General features: G+C 71.4%; 16 protein-coding genes. 11 read left to right on the top strand and 5 right to left on the bottom strand.

Annotation, left to right across the window (positions count from 1 at the left end; all coding sequences use genetic code 11):
- Positions 1–23: 23 nt before the first annotated feature.
- Positions 24–320 (bottom strand): chorismate mutase, encoded by a 297-nt coding sequence (locus tag AB0H62_RS02115; RefSeq protein WP_220246175.1) that lies wholly within the window; start codon positions 318–320, stop codon positions 24–26.
- Positions 321–484: 164 nt separating this feature from the next.
- The gene (locus AB0H62_RS02110; protein ID WP_360583595.1) at positions 485–919 is read right to left on the bottom strand and encodes a DUF1707 domain-containing protein; all 435 of its coding nucleotides are present in this window, start codon (positions 917–919) and stop codon (positions 485–487) included.
- A 125-nt stretch (positions 920–1,044) separates the two neighbouring features.
- Between AB0H62_RS02110 and pcrA the strand changes: the two genes are divergently transcribed.
- Both pcrA and AB0H62_RS02100 read left to right on the top strand, forming a co-directional pair.
- Positions 1,045–3,462: a DNA helicase PcrA gene (gene pcrA, locus AB0H62_RS02105; protein ID WP_220246177.1), complete on the top strand. Its 2,418-nt coding sequence runs from the start codon at positions 1,045–1,047 to the stop codon at positions 3,460–3,462.
- Positions 3,463–3,746: 284 nt separating this feature from the next.
- On the top strand, positions 3,747–3,929 hold the full coding sequence (locus AB0H62_RS02100) for a hypothetical protein (protein WP_220246178.1): 183 nt from the start codon (positions 3,747–3,749) through the stop codon (positions 3,927–3,929).
- Between the two features lie 206 nt (positions 3,930–4,135).
- On the opposite strand, the gene AB0H62_RS02095 is transcribed toward AB0H62_RS02100, so the two are convergent.
- Positions 4,136–4,819 (bottom strand): M23 family metallopeptidase, encoded by a 684-nt coding sequence (locus AB0H62_RS02095; RefSeq protein WP_220247353.1) that lies wholly within the window; start codon positions 4,817–4,819, stop codon positions 4,136–4,138.
- A 1,095-nt stretch (positions 4,820–5,914) separates the two neighbouring features.
- Between AB0H62_RS02095 and AB0H62_RS02090 the strand changes: the two genes are divergently transcribed.
- The 7 genes from AB0H62_RS02090 (at position 5,915) to purH (ending at position 15,553) form a co-directional block, all read left to right on the top strand.
- Positions 5,915–8,344, top strand: a complete 2,430-nt coding sequence (locus tag AB0H62_RS02090) for a hypothetical protein (RefSeq protein ID WP_360583592.1) — start codon at positions 5,915–5,917, stop codon at positions 8,342–8,344.
- A 117-nt stretch (positions 8,345–8,461) separates the two neighbouring features.
- Positions 8,462–9,631: an ADP-forming succinate--CoA ligase subunit beta gene (gene sucC, locus AB0H62_RS02085; protein ID WP_220246179.1), complete on the top strand. Its 1,170-nt coding sequence runs from the start codon at positions 8,462–8,464 to the stop codon at positions 9,629–9,631.
- Between the two features lies 1 nt (position 9,632).
- Complete coding sequence (gene sucD, locus AB0H62_RS02080) at positions 9,633–10,520, top strand: succinate--CoA ligase subunit alpha (RefSeq protein ID WP_220246180.1); 888 nt, start codon at positions 9,633–9,635, stop codon at positions 10,518–10,520.
- Positions 10,521–10,730: 210 nt separating this feature from the next.
- Positions 10,731–11,432, top strand: coding sequence for a DUF5336 domain-containing protein (locus AB0H62_RS02075; protein ID WP_220246181.1), 702 nt, complete (start codon positions 10,731–10,733; stop codon positions 11,430–11,432).
- 229 nt (positions 11,433–11,661) lie between these two features.
- Complete coding sequence (locus AB0H62_RS02070; protein WP_220246182.1) at positions 11,662–13,299, top strand: DUF6350 family protein; 1,638 nt, start codon at positions 11,662–11,664, stop codon at positions 13,297–13,299.
- A 77-nt stretch (positions 13,300–13,376) separates the two neighbouring features.
- Complete coding sequence (gene purN / locus AB0H62_RS02065) at positions 13,377–13,994, top strand: phosphoribosylglycinamide formyltransferase (protein WP_220246183.1); 618 nt, start codon at positions 13,377–13,379, stop codon at positions 13,992–13,994.
- Entirely contained in the window at positions 13,991–15,553 is a 1,563-nt protein-coding gene (gene purH / locus AB0H62_RS02060) for a bifunctional phosphoribosylaminoimidazolecarboxamide formyltransferase/IMP cyclohydrolase (protein WP_360583588.1), read from the top strand. Before purN ends, purH begins: the two co-directional genes overlap by 4 nt.
- Before the next feature lie 44 nt (positions 15,554–15,597).
- Here purH and AB0H62_RS02055 read toward each other — a convergent pair whose 3' ends face one another.
- Positions 15,598–16,104 carry a GNAT family protein gene (locus AB0H62_RS02055; protein ID WP_360583586.1) on the bottom strand — a complete coding sequence of 169 codons (507 nt, stop codon included), beginning with the start codon at positions 16,102–16,104 and terminating at the stop codon, positions 15,598–15,600.
- A 139-nt stretch (positions 16,105–16,243) separates the two neighbouring features.
- Positions 16,244–16,801, bottom strand: a complete 558-nt coding sequence (locus AB0H62_RS02050) for a hypothetical protein (RefSeq protein ID WP_360583584.1) — start codon at positions 16,799–16,801, stop codon at positions 16,244–16,246.
- Between the two features lie 300 nt (positions 16,802–17,101).
- Here AB0H62_RS02050 and AB0H62_RS02045 point away from each other — a divergent pair, with 300 nt between their 5' ends.
- Together AB0H62_RS02045 and AB0H62_RS02040 are read left to right on the top strand one after the other, a co-directional pair.
- Complete coding sequence (locus AB0H62_RS02045; RefSeq protein ID WP_255638647.1) at positions 17,102–17,824, top strand: hypothetical protein; 723 nt, start codon at positions 17,102–17,104, stop codon at positions 17,822–17,824.
- Between the two features lie 295 nt (positions 17,825–18,119).
- Complete coding sequence (locus tag AB0H62_RS02040; protein WP_360584634.1) at positions 18,120–19,688, top strand: DNA polymerase Y family protein; 1,569 nt, start codon at positions 18,120–18,122, stop codon at positions 19,686–19,688.
- The last annotated feature ends 51 nt before the right edge of the window (positions 19,689–19,739 follow it).

Below are 19,739 nucleotides of genomic sequence, written 5' to 3'. Positions count from 1 at the left end.
AAGTCCCCGATGTGGCCGGAAGTTCATCGGCCGAGGCGGCCGCGGCCCAGGTTGAGCAGCGCCATCGCGAGCTGGCGGCCTTCCGGACCCAGCTCGCGGTAGCGCGCGAGCACGTCCATCTCGCGGTTGTAGACGATCCTCGTGCCGCCGGCGGCCATGCGGGCCGCGCCGATCGTCTGCGACACCTCCACGCGACGTTTGACCAGCCGCAGGATTTCGGCGTCGAGCCAGTCGATCTCCTTGCGCAGCGAGGAGATGTCCTCGCCGGCGGCGGTGTTCTCGGCGGGCTGTCCGTCGGCGTTCTGAGTCTGCGCGTTCATCGGGACCTCTCTGAAGTCCGGACTCCCAGTGGCCCCTGGGACGGCGAAAGCCCCGGGTCCGTGGACTCCGGGGCTGCGGGTGATGGCGGGTGGGGCACTACGCGATCACGGGAGCCGGAGTCCGGGTCCCGTAGAAAAATCGCTCACTACTGTGCCGCATGTGGTCAGTATGGCACAGGAGTTTCACCGCGCCGCCGGAAACTCCGCACCCGCGCGTGCACCACGAGGGTGACGAACAGCCAGAACAACGGCATCGCCGGCCAGAAGAACCCGACGCCCAGCACCGCCCACCGCACGATCAGCAGCACCGCCAGCGCCACGACGATCGCGGCGTGGATCCGCAGCGCCGGGTGCTCGCGCAACGCGGCGCGGGTGAGCGGCCAGCCGGATCCCGGCCGTCGCGCGACTTCGGGGCGGGGCAGGTCGGTGGTGAGCGCGCCGAGCTCGTCGACGTAGCGCGTCGCGTAGACCGCGCCGAGTCGTTCCTCCACCTCCTCGAGCGTGAGCCGGCCTTCGGAACCGGCGGACTGGATGGTCGTGGCGACGCGTTCTCGGTCGCTGTCGGATGCCCTCAACCGGGCGGGGATCTTGTCGTCCATACCGTTCGATGCTCCGCGCGCGAACGCCCCGGCGCGTCGGACGGGAGGCGACACCGCGGCGTACGTCGACAGGCGCAGTTGCCTCTGACGAACCTGTCGTACCCCAGGGGTAGCGTGGACAGGCGATGGACACCCTCTTCGATCTCCCCGCAGAAAAGCCCGCGCCTGCCCGGAAGGCCGCCGCCGAGCTGCTCGAGGACCTCAATCCCGCGCAGCGTGAAGCGGTCATGCACGCCGGCGGGCCGCTGCTCGTCGTCGCCGGCGCGGGGTCGGGCAAGACCCGCGTGCTCACGCGCCGCATCGCGTACCTGTTGGCGGAGCGGGGGGTGCACCCCGGCGAGATCATGGCGATCACGTTCACCAACAAAGCCGCGGCCGAGATGCGTGAGCGCGTCGCGTCGCTCGTCGGCCGCCGGGCCAACGCGATGTGGGTGTCCACGTTCCACTCGATGTGCGTGCGGATCTTGCGCCGCGAGGCGAAGACGCTGGACATGTCGTCGAGCTTCTCCATCTACGACTCGGACGACACCAAGCGCCTCATCACGCTCGTCGCGCGCGACCTCGACATCGACCCGAAGAAGTACGCCGCGCGCACGCTCGCGGTGCACATCTCGAACCTCAAGAACGAGCTGACGGACCCCGACGCGGCCGTGGCGAACGCCGCCAACGACCTGGAGCGCCGCGTCGCCGAGGTCTACGTCGAGTACCAGCGCCGGCTCGAGGCGGCCAACGCGTTCGACTTCGACGACCTGATCATGCGCACGGTCTCGCTGCTGCAGGCGTTCCCGGACGTCGCGGAGTACTACCGCCGCCGGTTCCGTCACATCCTCGTCGACGAGTACCAGGACACGAACCACGCGCAGTACACGCTGGTGCGTGTGCTGGCAGGCACCGAAGCGACGGACACCGGGATCGACCCGGCCGAGCTGGTCGTGGTGGGTGACGCGGACCAGTCGATCTACGCCTTCCGCGGCGCGACGATCCGCAACATCGAGGAGTTCGAGCGCGACTTCCCCAACGCGCACACCATCCTCCTGGAGCAGAACTACCGCTCCACGCAGACGATCCTGTCGGCGGCCAACGCCGTGATCGAGCGCAACCCCAACCGGCGCGCGAAGCGGCTGTGGACGGATTCGGGCGACGGCGAGAAGATCGTCGGCTACGTGTCGGACAACGACCACGACGAGGCCGCGTTCGTCGCGGGCGAGATCGACGCGTTGGCGGAGAAGGGCGAGGCGGATTACTCCGACGTCGCCGTCTTCTACCGCACCAACAACCAGTCGCGGGTGTTCGAGGAAATCTTCATCCGGCTCGGCCTGCCGTACAAGGTCGTCGGCGGCGTGCGGTTCTACGAACGGCGCGAGGTGCGCGACATGCTCGCGTATCTGCGTGTGCTGTCGAACCCGGACGACACGGTTTCCTTGCGCCGCATCCTGAACGTGCCCAAGCGCGGCATCGGTGACCGTGCCGAGGCCGTGGTGGCCACGCACGCGGAGCGCGAGCGCATCACCTTCGCGGCCGCGTTGCGCGATGCCGTCGAGGGCAAGGTGGCGCTGCTGAACCCGCGCTCCGCCAAGGCGATCACCGGGTTCGTGTCGCTGCTCGACGACCTGGGTGACCTCGCGGCGTCGGGTTCCGAGGTGCACGACCTGCTGGAGGCCGTGCTGGAGCGCACGGGGTACCGCGCGGAGCTCGAGGAGTCGGACGACCCGCAGGACGCCTCCCGCGTGGAGAACCTCACGGAGCTCGTCACGGTGGCGCGCGAGTTCGCGGAGTTCACCGCCGAGGTCCAGCAGGACGAGAACGCCGAGCTGGTGCTCGACGACGGCGTGCCCGCGCCCGGTTCGCTTCCCGCGTTCCTGGAGCGCGTGTCCCTGGTCGCCGACGCCGACTCGATCCCGTCGCCCGACGGCGGCGACGAGGGCGACGGCGGCGCGGGGGTCGTCACGCTGATGACCGTGCACACCGCGAAGGGCCTCGAGTACCCGGTGGTGTTCTGCACGGGCTGGGAAGACGGCGTCTTCCCGCACATGCGCGCCCTTGGCGACCCGACGGAGCTCGCGGAGGAGCGCCGGCTCGCGTACGTGGCCATCACGCGTGCGCGGCAACGGTTGTACGTCTCGCGCGCGCTCGTGCGTTCGGCGTGGGGCCAGCCGCAGATGAACCCCGCTTCGCGCTTCCTCGACGAGCTGCCGCCCGACTTGGTCGACTGGCGCCGGCTGGAGCCGTCTTCGCCTGGCTTCGGCAACTTCGGGTCGTCCTCGGGCTCGTCGTCCTCGGGCCCGCGCGCGGCCACGACGTGGGGCCGGCGGTCCACTTCGTCGACTACGACGACGTCGTCTTCGCCGTTCGGCAAGGGCTGGAAGGACACGGTTGCCCTCAAGCTCGACGTCGGCGACCGCGTCAGCCACGACAAGTACGGCCTCGGCACCGTCATCTCCTGCGACGGCGTCGGCCCCCGCGCCACGGCCACCATCGACTTCGGCGCGTCCGGCAAGGTCCGCCTCATGCTGATCGGCAGCGTGCCGATGGTGAAGCTCTGATTTTTGTCGGACCCCTCGGTTAGGCTCCCTCCAGTCGAACACAAGTTCGAATTAATGGGGTAGGCTGGTGCTCGTTCGCCGGCCGCCTCGGGAGGGAGCACGAGGGTGTGGACGCGATCTTGTTTGGGGTCCTGGCCGCGGGGGTACAAGACTATTTACGGGGAGTTCTGGGGACCTCGGGGGTTTCCGGCGGTTCTGCCGGCTCAGGGTGCGGCTCGACGGAGCTCGGTTCGGCCGACTATGCGGAACCCGGCTCCGGGTGTGCTTCGGGGGAAGCTCACCGCTTGGCCGCTGCGTGGCGCGCCCTGCTCCGCCACCACGACCTCGGCCCCGACGGCCACTGCCAAACGTGCGGCGCGGGCCGCCTGGGCCGCTGGCCCCTCCGCCGCCGCCCGGCAAGCCTCTGCACGGTCTGGCAGGTCGCTGTCGCGTACTTCATCCGCCGCTCACCCACCGGGGAGCGCTAGAGCTGTCTCCGGCGGTCGAGAGGATGCGTGGGCGCCGTAGCCGCTTCTTCGGGCAGTGCGTGGAAAGGCTTGCGAAACGTACACGGCCACGGAGAGCGCGGGGGGCGCTGACCGCGGCCGAGTGGAACAGTATTGAAACTGAAGAACAGAGTCGAAACCGAAAACAGAGTCGAAACCGAAGAACAGTAAGGAGCGCCAGCCGAAACTCAGACGACGATGCCGCGAGCGGCGAGCCACGGGCGCGGGTCGATCTTCTTCGTGCCGTTCTGCCAGACCTCGAAGTGCAGGTGCGGGCCGGTGCTCTCGCCGCGGTTGCCGATTTCGGCGATCTGCTCGCCGCACTTGACCTTCTGGCCTTCGTGGACGGAGAAGCTGTTCATGTGGCCGTAGACCTGGATGGTGCCGTCGTCGAGCTGGACGCGGACCCAGAGGCCGAAGCCGCTGGCGGGGCCGGCCTGGATGACGGTGCCGTCGGAGGCGGCGTAGATCGGGGTGCCGATCGAGTTCGCGATGTCGATGCCGAGGTGGCTGCTGCCCCAGCGGGCGCCGAAGCCCGAGGTGAACGTGCCGTGGGCCGGCAGGCAGGTCTTGGGGCGCTCGGCTTCTTCCTTGGCCTTCTGAGCGGCCGCGGCTTCGGCCTTCTCGCGGGCTTCGGTGACCTTCAGGCTGTCGGCCATGCGGGCGGCCTCGGCGGAGGCGTCCATCGAGTGGCCGGCGGGCAGCAGCTCGGGGGCTCCCCCTGAACCCGCGCTGCCGAGGGTGAACGAGGCGCTCGCGTCCTGGGCGTTGGCGAGCGGGGCGACGGCGGTGTCGGAGTCGGTCGTCACGGTCTTGAGGGTTTGGCCCGCGGCGGCGGCGGCGAACGCGCCGGCCGCGACAGCTGCGACCACGACCCGCCCACGCAGGGCGGAGGACGGCGGGGCGATGCGGTGCGAACCCCGCACGCGGATGACCGCACCGTCCAGTGCGTCCTTCAGCGCCGGGGAAGGGGCTTGGCCGCCGGGGGAGCGGTGTGAAGCCAAGACAGGGCCTTCCATCGTCGGGGAGCCGGGTCGTCGCGTGACTACGGGCGGGGGATCCCGTTGAGCCGACCTCGGGGGTGGTTGGCTCGGCGTTGCGCTTCGTGACCTGACTGTAATGGGGACCGTGGGACAGTAACGAAGGGGAACCGTTGTGAGCAAGGTGCCCTCGCCGTTTCGGCCGAACGGGCGGTCCCCATCACGCTGCTAGCTGTAGGGATTACCCAAAGTTAATCCGAAACTACTCCGATCGGTGTGATCTCCGTTACAAGACTTTCGGGCATTCGCACCCCCAAACGGCCCCCTCGTACCCCACCGAACGGCCCCACCGTTGAAATAAACGTTTGCGGTCCCGTGTTGAAGGGAATCCACGCCCGCGCATGTGGCGCCGGTCACTTGTCTGCTCGGGTGATCACCCGGTTGACCGATCAACCCGCCGACGCGGGCCGACGCTGCGCCGCCACCGGTTGCGACCCCGCGAAGCCGTGCCCCGCCGCCGCCCGCTGCCGTTCGCGACCCGCTCAACGTCTGGGTTCTCCAGCGCTGTCCGCTTCTTGCCGGCCGCCGACCTGCGAATGGCGACGCGTGCGGGGCCTCGCTCCGGCTCGCCTCAGCGCTCGCGGCCTTGCGCCCGCGAGCTGCGCTTGTTTCGGGCTGCGACCGTGCCGACTTGCTCGCAGTGGCCGAGCGGAGGTCAAGTGCTTGCTTCCTGCAGGCTGCCGGCCGGTGCCCGCATGCCGGTTCTCCACCGACCGGGCCACTCGGCCGCCGCGCTGCCGCAGCGGCCAGGCCGCTGTTCGTCGGCCCGGCCACTCGACCGCCGCGCGCCGTTGCCGCTGGCGCACCTCCCGCTCCCGGCTGGCACCTGCTCCACCAGCGCCCATGCCGGCCCTCGTCTTGCAAACCGCCCCGCCGCGGTCGCACTGCGGGGGCCGCGCGGTGTCCGACTTGCTAGCGTCGCGTCCGATGACTTCGTCCGAAGGACCCCACGACGGGGACTCCTCCCCGGCCCGTTCCGGCTCCGACCCGGACAGCCCCAGGCCGCCCGCCGGCGCTCGACGGCCCAGCCTCGCCGAGCGCAAGGCCGCCGCCCGCGAGCGCGCCCGCGCCGAGACCCGCCGTGAGCGCCGCACGAGCGGCCGCCGGCCCGTCGACAGCCCCGGCGCCGCGGCCGACCGCGATACCACCGGCGGCGTCTCGTCCCGCGCGAATGGCAACGCCCCCGCGAACGGCACGGCTCCCGCCGATGCCGGCGACCAGCCACCCGCCGCCCGCGGCGAGACGGCGACCTCGACCAGGAGCGCCCGCAGCGGCGAGTCGAGTGGCGACGAGCCGGCTGCCGCCCCCGGCGAGACAGGGACCTCGGCCAGTAGCGACCGAGGCGCGGGCCGAGGGCAGAGCCCGGTGCGCGGCGAGGTCCGTGCCGGCGAGCCGAGCATCGCGACCGGCGGCACCCACACCGGGCGGCAGCGAGAGCGCGGCAGCGCGCGCGATGAACTCGGCACGATCGATCGTGAGGCGAGTGCCGGGAGCGGAGCCGGGGCTGCGAGTCAAGGCAGCCATGGCAGTCGTGACAAGGAGAGCGCAGCGGTCAGTGGTGGCGTGACCCGCACCAACCCCGGCAGCGCCACGACCACCGAACCGGACCGGGCCCCCACCGCGCACTTCGACCTCGAATACTCCGACCGCGCCCCCTCACCGCAGCTCAAAACCGCCGTCGCGCTCCTCAGCATCGGCGCCCTCGCCCCGACGGCCGGCGCGATCCTCCCCGTCTCACCCGACGCGAACCCGGGCTACCTCGCCTGGCCCCTCCTCGCCCTCCTCGCGCTGGTCCCCGCGGGCATCGTCGCCGCGGCGGCCTACAGCGGCAGGCACGGCCTGGCCGCCGGCCTCACCGCGGGCCTGGCCGCCCTCGCTCCCGGCCGCCTCCTCCTCGACCTGCAGTTCTTCGCCAACGGCTCCAAAACCGTCCGCCCCGAGCTGTACCTCCCCGACCGCCTGCTGGACCGCAGTGCGGTCGGCGCGGGGTTCTGGCTGCTTCTCGCCGGCCACGTCCTCACGATCGCCGCCGGGATCGCGGCCGGGCAGGTGGCGCGGCAGCTCAACGAGGTCGCGGGCGACGACGGCGGACGACGGCGGTGGCGGCTGGTCGTGCCGCTGCTCACCATCGCCGCGGGCGTCGGGCTGTTGATGGCGCCCGTCATCTCGGACAACCCGTTCTTCCCGGCGTACTCGGCGTTCGAAGGTCCCGGTCTGGCGCTCACCGGCTACGTCGTCATCGCGGGCGCGCTTCTGCTCGCCGTCGTGCTCGGGTTCGGCGCGGCGTCCGACGGCGTGGCGCGCGGGACGCTGGGCGGCGCGGCCGCGGCGACGTTCGCCGTGGCGCTGCCGCCGTTGGTCGGCGGGCTGGCGGTGGGCGGGCTGCATCTCGCGTGGGGTCCGGTCGTCGCCGTCGTGGCGATGCTGGTGGTGCTCGTTCTCGCGCCCCTCGCGACGCCGCAACTCGCCCAGGTCGAACGCACCGATCTGGCCGGCGAAGCACGCGTTCCGAGCCTCACGCTGTGGCGCACCGCCACGGCACTGCTCGCCTTGCTGACGGCAGTCGTCGGAGTCGTGGGCGCGCTCGCCCCGCAACTCGACACGGCCACCGCGACCCAGAGCCCCGCCCGCTGGCTCCTGCTCACGGCCGCGATCCTCGTCGCCCTGCCGGCGCCGTTCCTGTTCGCGTTCAAAACCGCCCGCGGTATCCTCGCCGTCCTCTGGGCCGGCGTCGTCCTCGCCGGCACGGCCGTGCTCAGCACCGCGATCACCGCGTCGCAAGCGACCGGGCTGACGGGGCTCGACGGTCTCGGCGGCACCATCAGCTACCACCTCGGCGCCGGCGCCGTGTTCACCGCGATCGCGCTCGGCCTTGCCGGGCTCACTGCGCTAGCGGCCGCCATCACCGGCGTCGTCGAGCGCGACGACGAAGGCACCGAAGGCCCGCGCCCCCGGGTGCTGCTGCCCGTCGCCGCGGCCGCGATCCTGTCCGTCCTCGCCTTCGGCACCCCGGTGTTCACGGCGCCCGACTATCCGTCGCCCGGGCTCTGGTCCGATTTCGACACTCCGTCGTGGGGACTGCTCACCGCGCTGCTGGTCGTCCTCGGCGTGCTCGCGCTGAGCGTCCGCTCACGACCCGGCGCCGCCGCGGCCGCGCTCACCGGGGCGGTGCTCGTGCTGGCTGTCCACGTGGCACAGCTGCCGCTCGTCGGGATCGCCGGACGGATGCCCGCGCTCGGGTTCTGGTTCGGCCTCGCCGCGATCGTCGTCACGGCAACAGCCGCCGCGACGGCCGCCGCCGGGGGCGAAAAAACGGCCCCGGTGGGCGGACTCACACCCCCTGACCGCGCACGGTGACCGACTTCACCAGGTGCGGAGTCCCCTGCTCCTGCGCTGGTCGCTAACCTCGACTGGTCCGACAGCGCGGTTCGGTAACGGACCACCACAGTGGCGTGTCGTCAGGAGACTGGAGTAGTGGACCTCTACGAGTACCAGGCGAGGGATCTCTTCGCCGCCCACGGAGTACCGGTTCTGCCGGGCTCGGTGGCAAACACCCCCGAAGAAGCCAAGGCCGCCGCGGAGCAGATCGGCACCCAGGTCGTCGTCAAGGCGCAGGTGAAGGTCGGCGGACGCGGCAAGGCCGGTGGCGTCAAGCTGGCCCAGACGCCGGACGAGGCCAAGGAGAAGGCGGAAGCCATCCTGGGCCTCGACATCAAGGGCCACATCACGCGCCGCGTGCTCGTGGCGGAAGCGTCGGACATCGCGTCCGAGTACTACTTCTCCTTCCTGCTGGACCGCGCGAACCGCACGTTCCTGGCGATGGCGTCCTCCGAGGGCGGCATGGAGATCGAGCAGCTCGCGGTGGAGCGCCCCGAGGCGCTCGCGAAGATCCCGGTCGACTCGATCGCCGGTGTCGACAAGGCGAAGGCGCTCGAGATCCTGAAGGCCGGCAACTTCCCGGCCGACATCATCGACGAGGCCGCCGACGTGGTCGTGAAGCTCTGGGAGACCTTCGTCTCCGAGGACGCCACCCTCGTCGAGGTCAACCCGCTGGTGCGCGACCCCCAGGACAAGATCATCGCCCTCGACGGCAAGGTCACCCTGGACGAGAACGCTTCCTTCCGCCAGGCCGGGCACGAGGCCCTGGTCGACAAGGACGCCGAGAACCCCCTCGAGGCGAAGGCCAAGGCCAAGAACCTCAACTACGTCAAGCTCGAGGGCCAGGTCGGCATCATCGGCAACGGCGCCGGGCTCGTCATGTCCACTTTGGACGTGGTGGCGTACGCGGGTGAGAAGCACGGCGGCGTGAAGCCGGCGAACTTCCTCGACATCGGCGGCGGCGCGTCGGCGGAGGTCATGGCGGCCGGTCTGGACGTCATCCTCAACGACACCGACGTGAAGAGCGTCTTCGTCAACGTCTTCGGCGGCATCACCGCGTGCGACGCGGTCGCCAACGGCATCGTCGAGGCCCTGAAGATCCTTGGCGACGAGGCCACCAAGCCGCTGGTCGTCCGCCTGGACGGCAACAACGTCGTCGAGGGTCGCCAGATCCTGGCCGACGCGAACCACCCGCTCGTCACCGTGGTGGACACAATGGACAACGCGGCCGACAAGGCTGCCGAGCTCGCCGCGGCAGGTGCGTGAGATGTCGATCTTCCTTAACGAGAACAGCAAGGTCATCGTGCAGGGGCTCACCGGCTCCGAGGGCATGAAGCACGCGACCAAGATGCTGAAGTCCGGCACGAACATCGTGGGTGGCGTCAACGCCCGCAAGGCCGGCCAGACCGTGAGCATCGAGGGCAAGGACCTCAAGGTCTTCGGCACCGTCGAAGAGGCGATCAAGGAGACCGGCGCCGACGTGTCGGTCATCTTCGTGCCGCCGAAGTTCGCCAAGGACGCGGTGCTCGAGGCCGTCGACGCCGAGATCCCGCTCGCCGTGGTGATCACCGAGGGCATCCCGGTGCACGACTCGGCCTACTTCTGGGCCCACGCCGTCGCCAAGGGCAACAAGACCCGCATCATCGGCCCGAACTGCCCGGGCGTGATCAGCCCCGGCAAGTCCAACGCCGGCATCATCCCCGCCGACATCTCGGGCCCGGGCCACATCGGCCTCGTCTCGAAGTCCGGCACGCTGACCTACCAGATGATGTACGAGCTGCGTGACATCGGCTTCTCCACCGCCGTCGGCATCGGCGGTGACCCCATCATCGGCACCACCCACATCGACGCCCTCGAAGCGTTCGAGAAGGACGCCGACACCAAGGTCATCGTGATGATCGGTGAAATCGGTGGCGACGCCGAGGAGCGGGCCGCGGCATTCATCAAGGAGAACGTGACCAAGCCGGTCGTCGGCTATGTCGCGGGCTTCACCGCCCCCGAGGGTAAGACGATGGGTCACGCGGGTGCCATCGTGTCCGGTTCCTCCGGCACGGCGGCCGCGAAGAAGGAGGCCCTCGAGGCTGCCGGCGTAAAGGTCGGCAAGACCCCGAGCGAGACCGCCATCCTCGCGCGCGAGCTGTACAACAGTCTCTGACCTGCCTGAACGCGGGTCACACGGGCCGGGCACCAGTATGGGTGCCCGGCCCGCGGCGTTTCCGGCCGCAACCGATCGGGCATCCCGTGCGTCCAACGGCCCGGACGGGGGACCCTCGGATGCGCTAGCGTTCGGCGACGCGGCCGTCACGTGATTCGTCCGGGTGCCACCTTCCCCCGGAGTTGCCGGCGAACGACAGGAGAGCTTCCGATGACCTTCCCCAGCGGCGGGCCTGGCTACCCCCAGCAGGGCGGTGGCCAGCAGCAGCCCCCTCAGGGACCGCCCCCGTCGGGCGGGTTCCCGCAACAGCAGCCGCAGCAGGGACCGCCGTCCTCGGCCGGGCCGGTGCTGCCGCAGAACCTCCCACTCGTCCTCGCGCTCGTGGTGACCGTGCTGGGCGTCGTCCAGTACTTCATCGGCTTCTCCGACGAGGCGGGTGACGTCGGCCAGGACACGATCTTCCTCCTCACCGGTGGCCTGCTCGCGGCGCTGCACGCGCTGCCGAAGGCGCCGCGCGTACTGCCGTTCGCCGCGCTGTTCAGCGTGGTCGGCGCGCTCGGGACGCTCGACACGGTGGTGGCCGAGCAGAGCACGCCGGGCATCGTCACGGTGGTGCTGATCCTCGGCATCGTGCAGATGCTGGTCGCGGTGGCCGCGCTGCTGATGGAGTACGGCGTGCTCAAGCCGCCGGCGCCCAAGCCCGCGGTGCCGCACTACCAGCAGTACGGCCAGGCGGGGCCCTACCAGCCGCAGCAGCAGCCGGGCCAGTTCCCGCAGCAGCCGGGCGCGACGCCGCCGGGCCAGCAGGCGACCACGTACGCGCCGCAGCAGGGCCAGTTCTTCCAGCAGCCGCAGGGAGAGCAGGGCAAGCCCCCGGGCACGCCGCCGGGCGGCTTCGGCCAGCAGGGCTGACCCGGTGCCCGGCCCGACCGCCCCAACGTGGCGTTCGGTGCGTTGGGCGCACCCAATGCCGCGTTGAGGCGCTTGTCACCTCGTGAAAACACCCGCTGTGACTCTCCGTGTCACAGCGGGTGTTTTTTGTTGTCCGGGTGCCCCCGACCGGGTGGGTTAGCTTCGCCACGCCCGGGGCGGGCGGCGTGCCTCACCCGGACGGTCCAGCACGGGTGTCAAGGTGCGAAGCATGCAGCAGCTCACCAGTTCTCAACGCCCGCCGGGCGGCGAGCCGGTGGGCGACACCGTCGAACTCGACGCCCAGGTCGCTCCGGCCACCCGGGTGCGGGTGTTGCTCACCACCGCCTTCGGCCCGCTGATCACGGAGTACGCCGTGGTCGCGACGCTGGTCGCGCTCGTCGCGCTGACCGCCGAACGCACCGCGTTCTCCGCCGCCGGCGTGCTGCTCTCGGCCGGCCCCGGCTGGCTCGCGGGGTTCCAGGTGCAGCTCGGCATCGGCGGCCACCCGCTGGGTGTGCTGCCGCTGCTGCCGACGATCGGCGCCGTGCTGCTCGTGGCGCGCACCGCGTCCGGCGCCGCGCTGCGGCTCGGCTGCACGACGCTGCGGCAGGCCGTTCCCCTGATCTCCGTGATCGGCGCCGCGCACGCGTTGTTCGGCCTTCTGATCGGACTGCTCTCGCTCAGCGCGCCGGTGCGGGTGAACCCGCTGCTGGCGTTCGTGGTGCCCGGCGTGTTCGCCGTGCTGGCGGCCACGGGCGGCGCGGTGCGTCGCTGCGGCCTGCCCGCGGCGGTAGCCGAACGGCTCGACCCGTCGGCCGTGCGCGGCCTGCGCGCGGGCGCGCTGGGGCTCGCGGCGCTGCTGGCGGTGGGCGCGATCGTGTTCACCGTCGCCACGGTGGTGTCGGTGTCCACTGTGGACGATCTGTTCGAGCCCTCGTTCGGCAACAGCTTCGGGCTGTTCCTGCTTTCGGTGGCTTACCTGCCCAACGCCGTGGTGGCGGCGCTGTCGTTCGTCAGCGGACCCGGTTTCACGATCGGCTCGCTCGACGTCAGCCTCGTCGGCTACCGCGGTGGCTCCGTGCCCGCGGTGCCGCTGCTCGGCGGCATCCCCGAGCACACCGCCGCGTGGTGGCCCGTGCTGCTGGTGCTGCCGGCGGCCGTCGGCGCGCTGGTCGGCTGGTCGGTGCGCCACGCGGACGACGACCCGGCCGGCCGGATCCGGATCGTCGCCGTCGCGGGTGCCGTGGTCGGGTTCGGCTGCGTGGTGCTGGGGACGCTCGCGGGCGGGCGCCTCGCCGACGGCCCGTTCGACCCGGTGAGCGTGCCGGTCGGGGTGGCGTCGATCGTGGCGTTCTGCTGGATCGTGATCCCGGGTGGGTTCGTGGCGTTCTTCGCCGGTGAGCACGCGCCGGCCGCGCCGCCGGACACGCTGGAGGTCGAGGACGCCGGCGAGTTCACCGACGAAGAGGACCTGGCTGACGAAGACCTGGCCGAAGATTCCGACGAGTCCGAAGAGGACACGGACGAACCGGGCGAGGAAGACGTCGACGAGGTCGATCCCGACGAACTCGATCCCGAAGCGGCGCCGGCCGACGTCGACCCGGAAGAGCTCGACACCGACGCGTCCGACACCGAGTTCACCGAGCCGGAACCGGGGCCCGGAACCGCTCCCCAGCCCCGGCAGCCCGAGCCCGACTATGACGAGTACGACGCCGAAGCCGAGGCCGAACTGGGCCTCGAGCTGCCCGAAGACGTCGCGCTCGACCAGCCGGAAGCCGGCCCGGACCGGGCCTCCGACGGGCGCGGAGCTGTGACCGAGTCCACCGACGGCTCCGGTGAGGACGAGGGCCGCGAGCGCGACCGTTAGGGTTGGGGTGACCTGGTGAAGCGTGGTGCGCCTGAGGTGCGCCGCCACCGTGCAAGGAGCCCGTTCTGGCCAGCCGCTTGGACCTGCCGACCCCGGTGAAGATCGTCGTGCTCGCATCCGGTTCGGGCACGCTGCTGCAGGCGGTGCTCGACGCCGTTGCCCGCCCCGCCTTTCCGGCGCGGGTCGTGGCCGTGGGCGCCGACCGCACGGGCATCGAGGCGCTGGCGCGGGCCGAGCGCGTGAGCGTGCCGTCGTTCACCGTCCGCGTCGCCGACCACCCCGACCGCGACGCGTGGGACAAGGCGCTCACCGACGCCGTGGCCGCGTACGAGCCCGACCTGGTGGTGTCGGCGGGGTTCATGAAGATCCTCGGCGCGCAGTTCCTGTCGCGCTTTGCGAACCGGGTGATCAACACGCACCCGGCCTTGCTGCCGTCGTTCCCGGGGATGCACGCGGTCGCCGACGCGCTGGCGGCCGGCGTGAAGGTGACCGGGTCGACCGTGCACTTCGTCGACGCGGGCGTGGACACCGGCCCCGTCATCGCCCAGGAGGCGGTGGTCGTGGAGGCCGACGACACCGAAGACGTCCTGCACGAGCGGATCAAGGCCGTGGAACGCAGGCTGCTGGTTGAAACGATCGAGCGACTCGGCCGTGGTGGCTGCACCGTGGACGGACGAAAGGTGAGGTTTTCGTGAGCACTCCAGAGGGACGACGCCCGGTCCGGCGCGCGCTGATCGGCGTCTCGGACAAGGCCGGCCTGCTCGAGCTCGCGACCGGTCTGCACGCCGCGGGCGTGGAGATCGTGTCGACCGGCGGTACCGCGAAGGTGATCGCGAACGCCGGGGTCCCCGTCACGCCGGTGGAGCAGGTGACCGGGTTCCCCGAGTCGCTCGACGGCCGCGTGAAGACGCTGCACCCGCGCGTGCACGCAGGCCTGCTGGCCGACCAGGACAACCCCGACCACGTCGAGCAGCTGCGGAAGCTCGAGATCGCGGCGTTCGACCTGCTCGTGGTGAACCTGTACCCGTTCACGCAGACGGTGGCGTCGGGCGCGAGCCCCGAGGACTGCGTGGAGAACATCGACATCGGCGGCCCGGCGATGGTGCGCGCGGCCGCGAAGAACCACGGCAGCGTCGCGGTGGTCGTGGATCCGGCGCGTTACGCGTGGGTGCTGGAGCAGGTCACGGCGGGCGGCTTCGAGCTCGTCGACCGCAAGCGGCTCGCGGCGCAGGCGTACGCGCACACGGCGGCGTACGACACGGCTGTCGCTTCGTGGTTCGCCAACGTGTACGCGCCCGCGGACGACTCCGGTTTCCCCGACTTCCTGGGCGCCACCTGGGACCGCGCCGACGTGCTGCGCTACGGCGAGAACCCGCACCAGAAGGCCGCGCTGTACCAGAGTTCGCAGCCGGGCCTCGCGCACGCGGAGCAGTTGCACGGCAAGGCCATGTCGTACAACAACTACGTCGACACCGACGCCGCTCGCCGCGCCGCGTTCGACTTCGCCGACCCGGCCGTCGCGATCATCAAGCACGCCAACCCGTGCGGCATCGCGGTGGGCGTGGACATCGCCGAGGCGCACCGCAAGGCGCACGCGTGCGACCCGGTTTCGGCCTACGGCGGCGTGATCGCCACGAACCGGCCGGTGACCGTGGACGCGGCGGAGCAGATCGCCGAGGTGTTCACCGAGGTCGTGCTGGCGCCGGACTTCGAGCCGGAGGCGCTGGAGATCCTGCAGCGCAAGAAGAACGTGCGGCTGCTGAAGCTGCCCGTGATCGAGAACCCGGCGCCCGTCGAGCTGCGGCCGATCTCCGGCGGCGTGCTCGTGCAGACCGTCGACGCGATCGACGCGCCCGGCGACGACCCCGCCAACTGGCAGCTCGCCACGGGCACGCCGGCCGACTCGGCGACCCTGGCCGACCTCGCCTTCGCGTGGCGTGCGCTGCGTGCGGTGAAGTCCAACGCGATCCTGCTGGCCCACGACGGCGCGACCGTCGGCGTCGGCATGGGCCAGGTCAACCGCGTCGACTCGTCGCGGCTCGCGGTCGCGCGTGCGGGCGACCGGGCGAAGGGTTCCGTCGGCGCGTCCGACGCGTTCTTCCCGTTCCCGGACGGGCTCGAGGTCCTGCTCGAGGCCGGTGTGCGCGCCGTCGTGCAGCCCGGCGGCTCCATCCGCGACGCCGAGGTGATCGCGGCGGCCGAGAAGGCCGGCGTCACCCTGTACCTGACGGGGACGCGCCACTTCGCGCACTGAGGTTTTCCTGGGGGCCGGCTCTCTTTTCGAGGGCCGGCCCCTTTTTATTCGCGAAGGCGCGCGTACACGACTTCGTCACGGTAGGCGCCGTCTCGCCAGGTCACCTGGCACATCAGGCCCTCACGGTGGAAGCCCGCCTTCTCCAGCACGCGCTGCTCGGCGAGGTTCTCGCTGTCGGTGAACGCCTCGAGCCGGTGGGCGCGCGTGAAACGGAACAGGTGCTCGACCAGAAGACGGTGGGCCTTCGTGCCGAGGCCGTGGCCGCGGTGGTCGGGCAGCAGCGTCACCCCGATCTCGTAACAGCCACCCGCCGGCCCACCCCGATCGGCGGCCTCCCAGCTCGCCATCCCGGCCACCACCCCGTCCACGGTCACCGCGACGGCCGTCGACGCGTCCCCCACGAACCCGTCCTCGGCGAACCGCCGCCGGCGCTCCTGCGCGCTGCCGAACCCGGCCCACTGGAACGCGCCCATCACGTCAGGCTCCACGGCGAACCGATCGAGCACCGGCAGATCTTCCTCGGCGAACGGCCGCAGGGCGAGGTGTTTCATGCTTGTCTCCACCAGCTTCGCTCGGACGTGGTACGGACCGGTGGCCCCGTTCGGCCCAGTGTATCGCGGACACCGAGCGTGTTGTGGTTGTCGCGCTTCGGGTTCTGTGGTTCTACTTAGGACGGTTGTGTCCGGCCGTTCAGTCGTTCTCGAAGTCCCACGGGTAGTCACGGCTGTCGGGTGGTGTGTCGTCCACGCCGGCGGCAAGCAGGTCGGCCGAGGTGAACACGAGGTCGCCGCGCTCACCGAGGAGCACGCCGAGCAGTTCCGCCAGGAGGTCGAGGTGGGCTTGGCGGGACTGGTCGGTCAGCTGGGTGATCAGCTCGGATGCCTCGATGATCCGAACGCCCGCGGGGCCCAGTTCGCCGAGTCTGCGGTGCAACAGGCCTGCTTCCCGGTAGCTCGACCAGGGTGTTCGCAATGCCAGGCAGGAGGCGGCGGTGCTGGCGAACAGCATGAACAACGGAGCCGCGCCGGGCGTGGAGCTGATCGATTCCCTGTCCAGCCTGAGCTGGAACAACGTCTGTAGTCCATCGAGCACGCACTGGCGGTGCGCGCGTAGTGCGGTGTTGTACGCCGACTGTTCCTGCTGGTATTCCCCGAAAGCATCGTCTTCGGATGCCCGCGCGAGCACGTACGCCTCAGCGAAGGCTCTCCGGTTGTAGGAAACCTCGCCGGCTGGGTTCGTCCCGTCCACTCGCCGACACTACCGAGCACGAGCGGCGGGGTTTCCCGTCTGGCTCGGCTGTCGCCTGGCTCGTGGCGCCGGCGACCGTGACAACAACGACCTGAAAGTGCGAACTATCGTCCGTCGACATCAGACCCGGCTTGACACGGCTGCCGGATCCCGGTCTACTTGATGCATCGAACAGGTGTTCGATGCAGGGTGTCGAAGGCCGCCTTCCCCGCGGTGCGTCGGTGCTCGTCCTGTGGGGCCCTGGCCTGGGCCTGCGGTGAGGGTGGGCGCCGGCGTGTGCGTGGAGGGGAGGGGTGTGCGGTGACGGCAGTGGTGGAGCCCGTGGCTCGGCTCGCTGCGCTGCCCGGCGTGAGCACGGCGAGCCGGGTCGCGGAGCAGGCTGAGCACGCCAGGACGACGGGAAGGGTGCTCCCGGTGTCCCCGGCGTTGGCCGGCCTGCTGCCCGACGCGGGGCTCCGGCGCGGGAGCACTGTGGCGGTCCACCGCTCCCCGTCGTTGCTCCTCGCCCTGCTCGCCGAGGCCACCGCCGCCGGGTCGTGGGCGGCGGTGGTCGGCGTGCCCTCCCTGGGCATCGCCGCGGCGGCGGAGCACGGCGTCGAGGTGTCGCGCCTCGCCCTCGTGCCCCGCCCGGGCGCCGAGTACCCGTCCGTGGTCGCCGCCCTCCTCGACGGCGTCGACCTGGTGGTCACCGAGCCCCGCTCCGTCCGCCCCGCGGTCGCCCGGCGCCTTTCCGCCCGCGCCCGCCACCGCGGCACCGTCCTGCTCACCCTCGGCCCCTGGCCCGCGGCCGACGTGGAACTCCACTGCGTCCCGGGCGAGTGGACGGGGTTTCTCGGCTCTGGGGCGGGGTTTCTGCGCTCCCGGACCGCCGAGGTCCACGCTCGCGGGCGGGGTTCCGCTGCTCGGCCCCGGTCGGTTTCCGTCGCCTTGCCCGGCCCCGACGGCCGTGCGCTTCCGGTGGAGCCGCTCGCGGTTCCGGTGGGTCTTCCGCTGCAGCGGCTTGACGAGGAGGCTGTGGGATGACTGCCGTCTGCGTTTCGCTGGGACAGCGACTACGCGATTCAGATCGTTTCGCTCCGGACTTCGTGCGGGATGGTCGTGCGAAGGCAGACCGGGGCCGTGGCGCCGCCTGCGCGGGTTTCGTGCTCGTCGTTGTGCCGCGTGGGTCGGCTTTACGCCGGCGTGCGCCCGGTTCGCACGTCCTTTCCTCTCCGGCGACCGCCGGAACTCGCGTGACATCCGTCCACATCAGACACCCCGAGGTGGCCGGATGACCATCACCGAAGAAACCCCCAGAACCACCACCCTCCCCGCCCGGATGCTCGTCCTCTGGTGCCCCGACTGGCCCGCCGTCGCGGCGGTGGCCGCGGCCGGCGCGCCGCTCACCAAGCCGGCCGCGGTGTTCCTCGCCAACCGCGTCGTGGCGTGTACCGCGGTGGCGCGCAAGAACGGCGTGCGGAGGGGGATGCGGCGGCGGGAGGCGGAGTCGAAGTGTCCCGAGCTGGGCGTGTTCGGCGTGGACGACGGGCGGGACGCGCGGCTGTTCGAGAACGTCGCGCGCGCCGTGGAGGAGCTGGTCGTCGGGCTGGAGGTGGTGCGGCCGGGGCTGATCGCGGTGCCCGTGGCGGGCGCGGCGGGCTACTTCGGCGGCGAGCATCCGCTCGCGGAGAAGCTGCTGGACCAGGTGGCCGCGGTGGCGGGCGTCGAGTGCCAGGTCGGGGTGGCGGAGGGGCTGTTCGGGGCCACGATCGCGGCCCGGCACGGTGAGTTCGTGCCGCCCGGGGAAACGAGACAATTCCTCGCACCCCTGCGCATCACCGAGCTCGACCAGCCCGACGTCGAGCGCAAGGAGCTCGTCGACCTGCTCACACGCCTGGGCCTCAAAACACTCGGGGCGTTCGCGGAGCTGACCGAACGCGACGTGATGTCCCGCTTCGCCCTCGACGGCGTGCTCGCCCACCGGCTGGCGCGCGGGCTGTCGGAGCGCCCTCCGCTGCGCCGCAAACCGCCGGCCGACCTCACACTCACCGAGGAGTTCGACCCGGTGCTGGAACGCGTCGACGTCGCGGCGTTCCTCGCCAAGAACCTCGGCGCGCGGTTCCACGCGGCTCTCGCCGACCGCGGCCTGGCGTGCACGCGCCTCGGCATCTACGCCACCACCGAGGGCGGCGAGCAGCTCGGCCGCGTCTGGCGCTGCGCGGAACCCCTGACACCCCAAGGGGTCGCCGACCGCGTGCGGTGGCAGTTCGAGGGCTGGCTGAAGGGCAACCGGCCCACCTCGGGCGTCGCGCGGCTGCGGCTGGAGCCGGAGGAAACGGTCGAGGGCAAGTCCCTGCAGCTCGGCCTCTGGCACGGTGGCAACCGCAGTGAGGACGACGAGCTCACCACCGAACGCGCCGCCCGCGCCTTCGTCCGCGTGCAGGGCCTGCTCGGCCCTGAAGGCGTCGTCACCCCGATCCTCGACGGCGGCCGCGACCCCGCCGGCCGCGTCCGCCTCATCCCGTGGGGCGACCCGCGCGAGCCCGTCTCGCCGCCGGACGCCACGTGGCCGGGCCGCCTGCCCGCGCCGTCACCCGCGACGGTGCTCGAACAACCCGTGCCGGTCAAGGTCGTCGACGAGCAGGGCGTGCCCGTCGGCATCACCAGCCGCAAGCAGCTCACGGCGCCGCCGTGCCGGCTGAGCGTCGCGGGCGCCCCTCCGCGGATGGTCCTCGACTGGGCCGGCCCGTGGCCCGTCGCGGCCAGCCGTCGCGCGGCCACGCCGCAACAGGCCCGCCTGCAGCTGCTCCTGGCCGCCGCCGGAGGAGACGACGCCGACGAAGCCGTGCTCGTCCTGTGCTCCGGCACCGAAAATCCTGTGTGGACAGTGGAAGGAATCTACGACTGATGGACGACGAAACCGAAACCGCCTCCGTGCGCCGGGAACCCCCGCTCATCC

The organism is Amycolatopsis sp. NPDC050768 (assembly GCF_040654155.1).
GTDB lineage: Bacteria > Actinomycetota > Actinomycetes > Mycobacteriales > Pseudonocardiaceae > Amycolatopsis.
Note: the sequence above shows the minus strand (reverse complement) of the source record. Positions and strands in the feature narration are given on the sequence as shown.

What these genes read in the sequence shown, in the direction of transcription:
- pcrA (WP_220246177.1), top strand. Translation starts at nt 1,045, where the DNA reads ATGGACACCCTCTTCGATCTCCCCGCAGAAAAGCCCGCGCCTGCCCGG.
- AB0H62_RS02090 (WP_360583592.1), top strand. Translation starts at nt 5,915, where the DNA reads ATGACTTCGTCCGAAGGACCCCACGACGGGGACTCCTCCCCGGCCCGT.
- AB0H62_RS02070 (WP_220246182.1), top strand. Translation starts at nt 11,662, where the DNA reads ATGCAGCAGCTCACCAGTTCTCAACGCCCGCCGGGCGGCGAGCCGGTG.
- sucD (WP_220246180.1), top strand. Translation starts at nt 9,633, where the DNA reads ATGTCGATCTTCCTTAACGAGAACAGCAAGGTCATCGTGCAGGGGCTC.
- AB0H62_RS02075 (WP_220246181.1), top strand. Translation starts at nt 10,731, where the DNA reads ATGACCTTCCCCAGCGGCGGGCCTGGCTACCCCCAGCAGGGCGGTGGC.
- AB0H62_RS02040 (WP_360584634.1), top strand. Translation starts at nt 18,120, where the DNA reads ATGCTCGTCCTCTGGTGCCCCGACTGGCCCGCCGTCGCGGCGGTGGCC.
- AB0H62_RS02055 (WP_360583586.1), bottom strand. Translation starts at nt 16,104, where the DNA reads ATGAAACACCTCGCCCTGCGGCCGTTCGCCGAGGAAGATCTGCCGGTG.
- AB0H62_RS02115 (WP_220246175.1), bottom strand. Translation starts at nt 320, where the DNA reads ATGAACGCGCAGACTCAGAACGCCGACGGACAGCCCGCCGAGAACACC.
- AB0H62_RS02110 (WP_360583595.1), bottom strand. Translation starts at nt 919, where the DNA reads ATGGACGACAAGATCCCCGCCCGGTTGAGGGCATCCGACAGCGACCGA.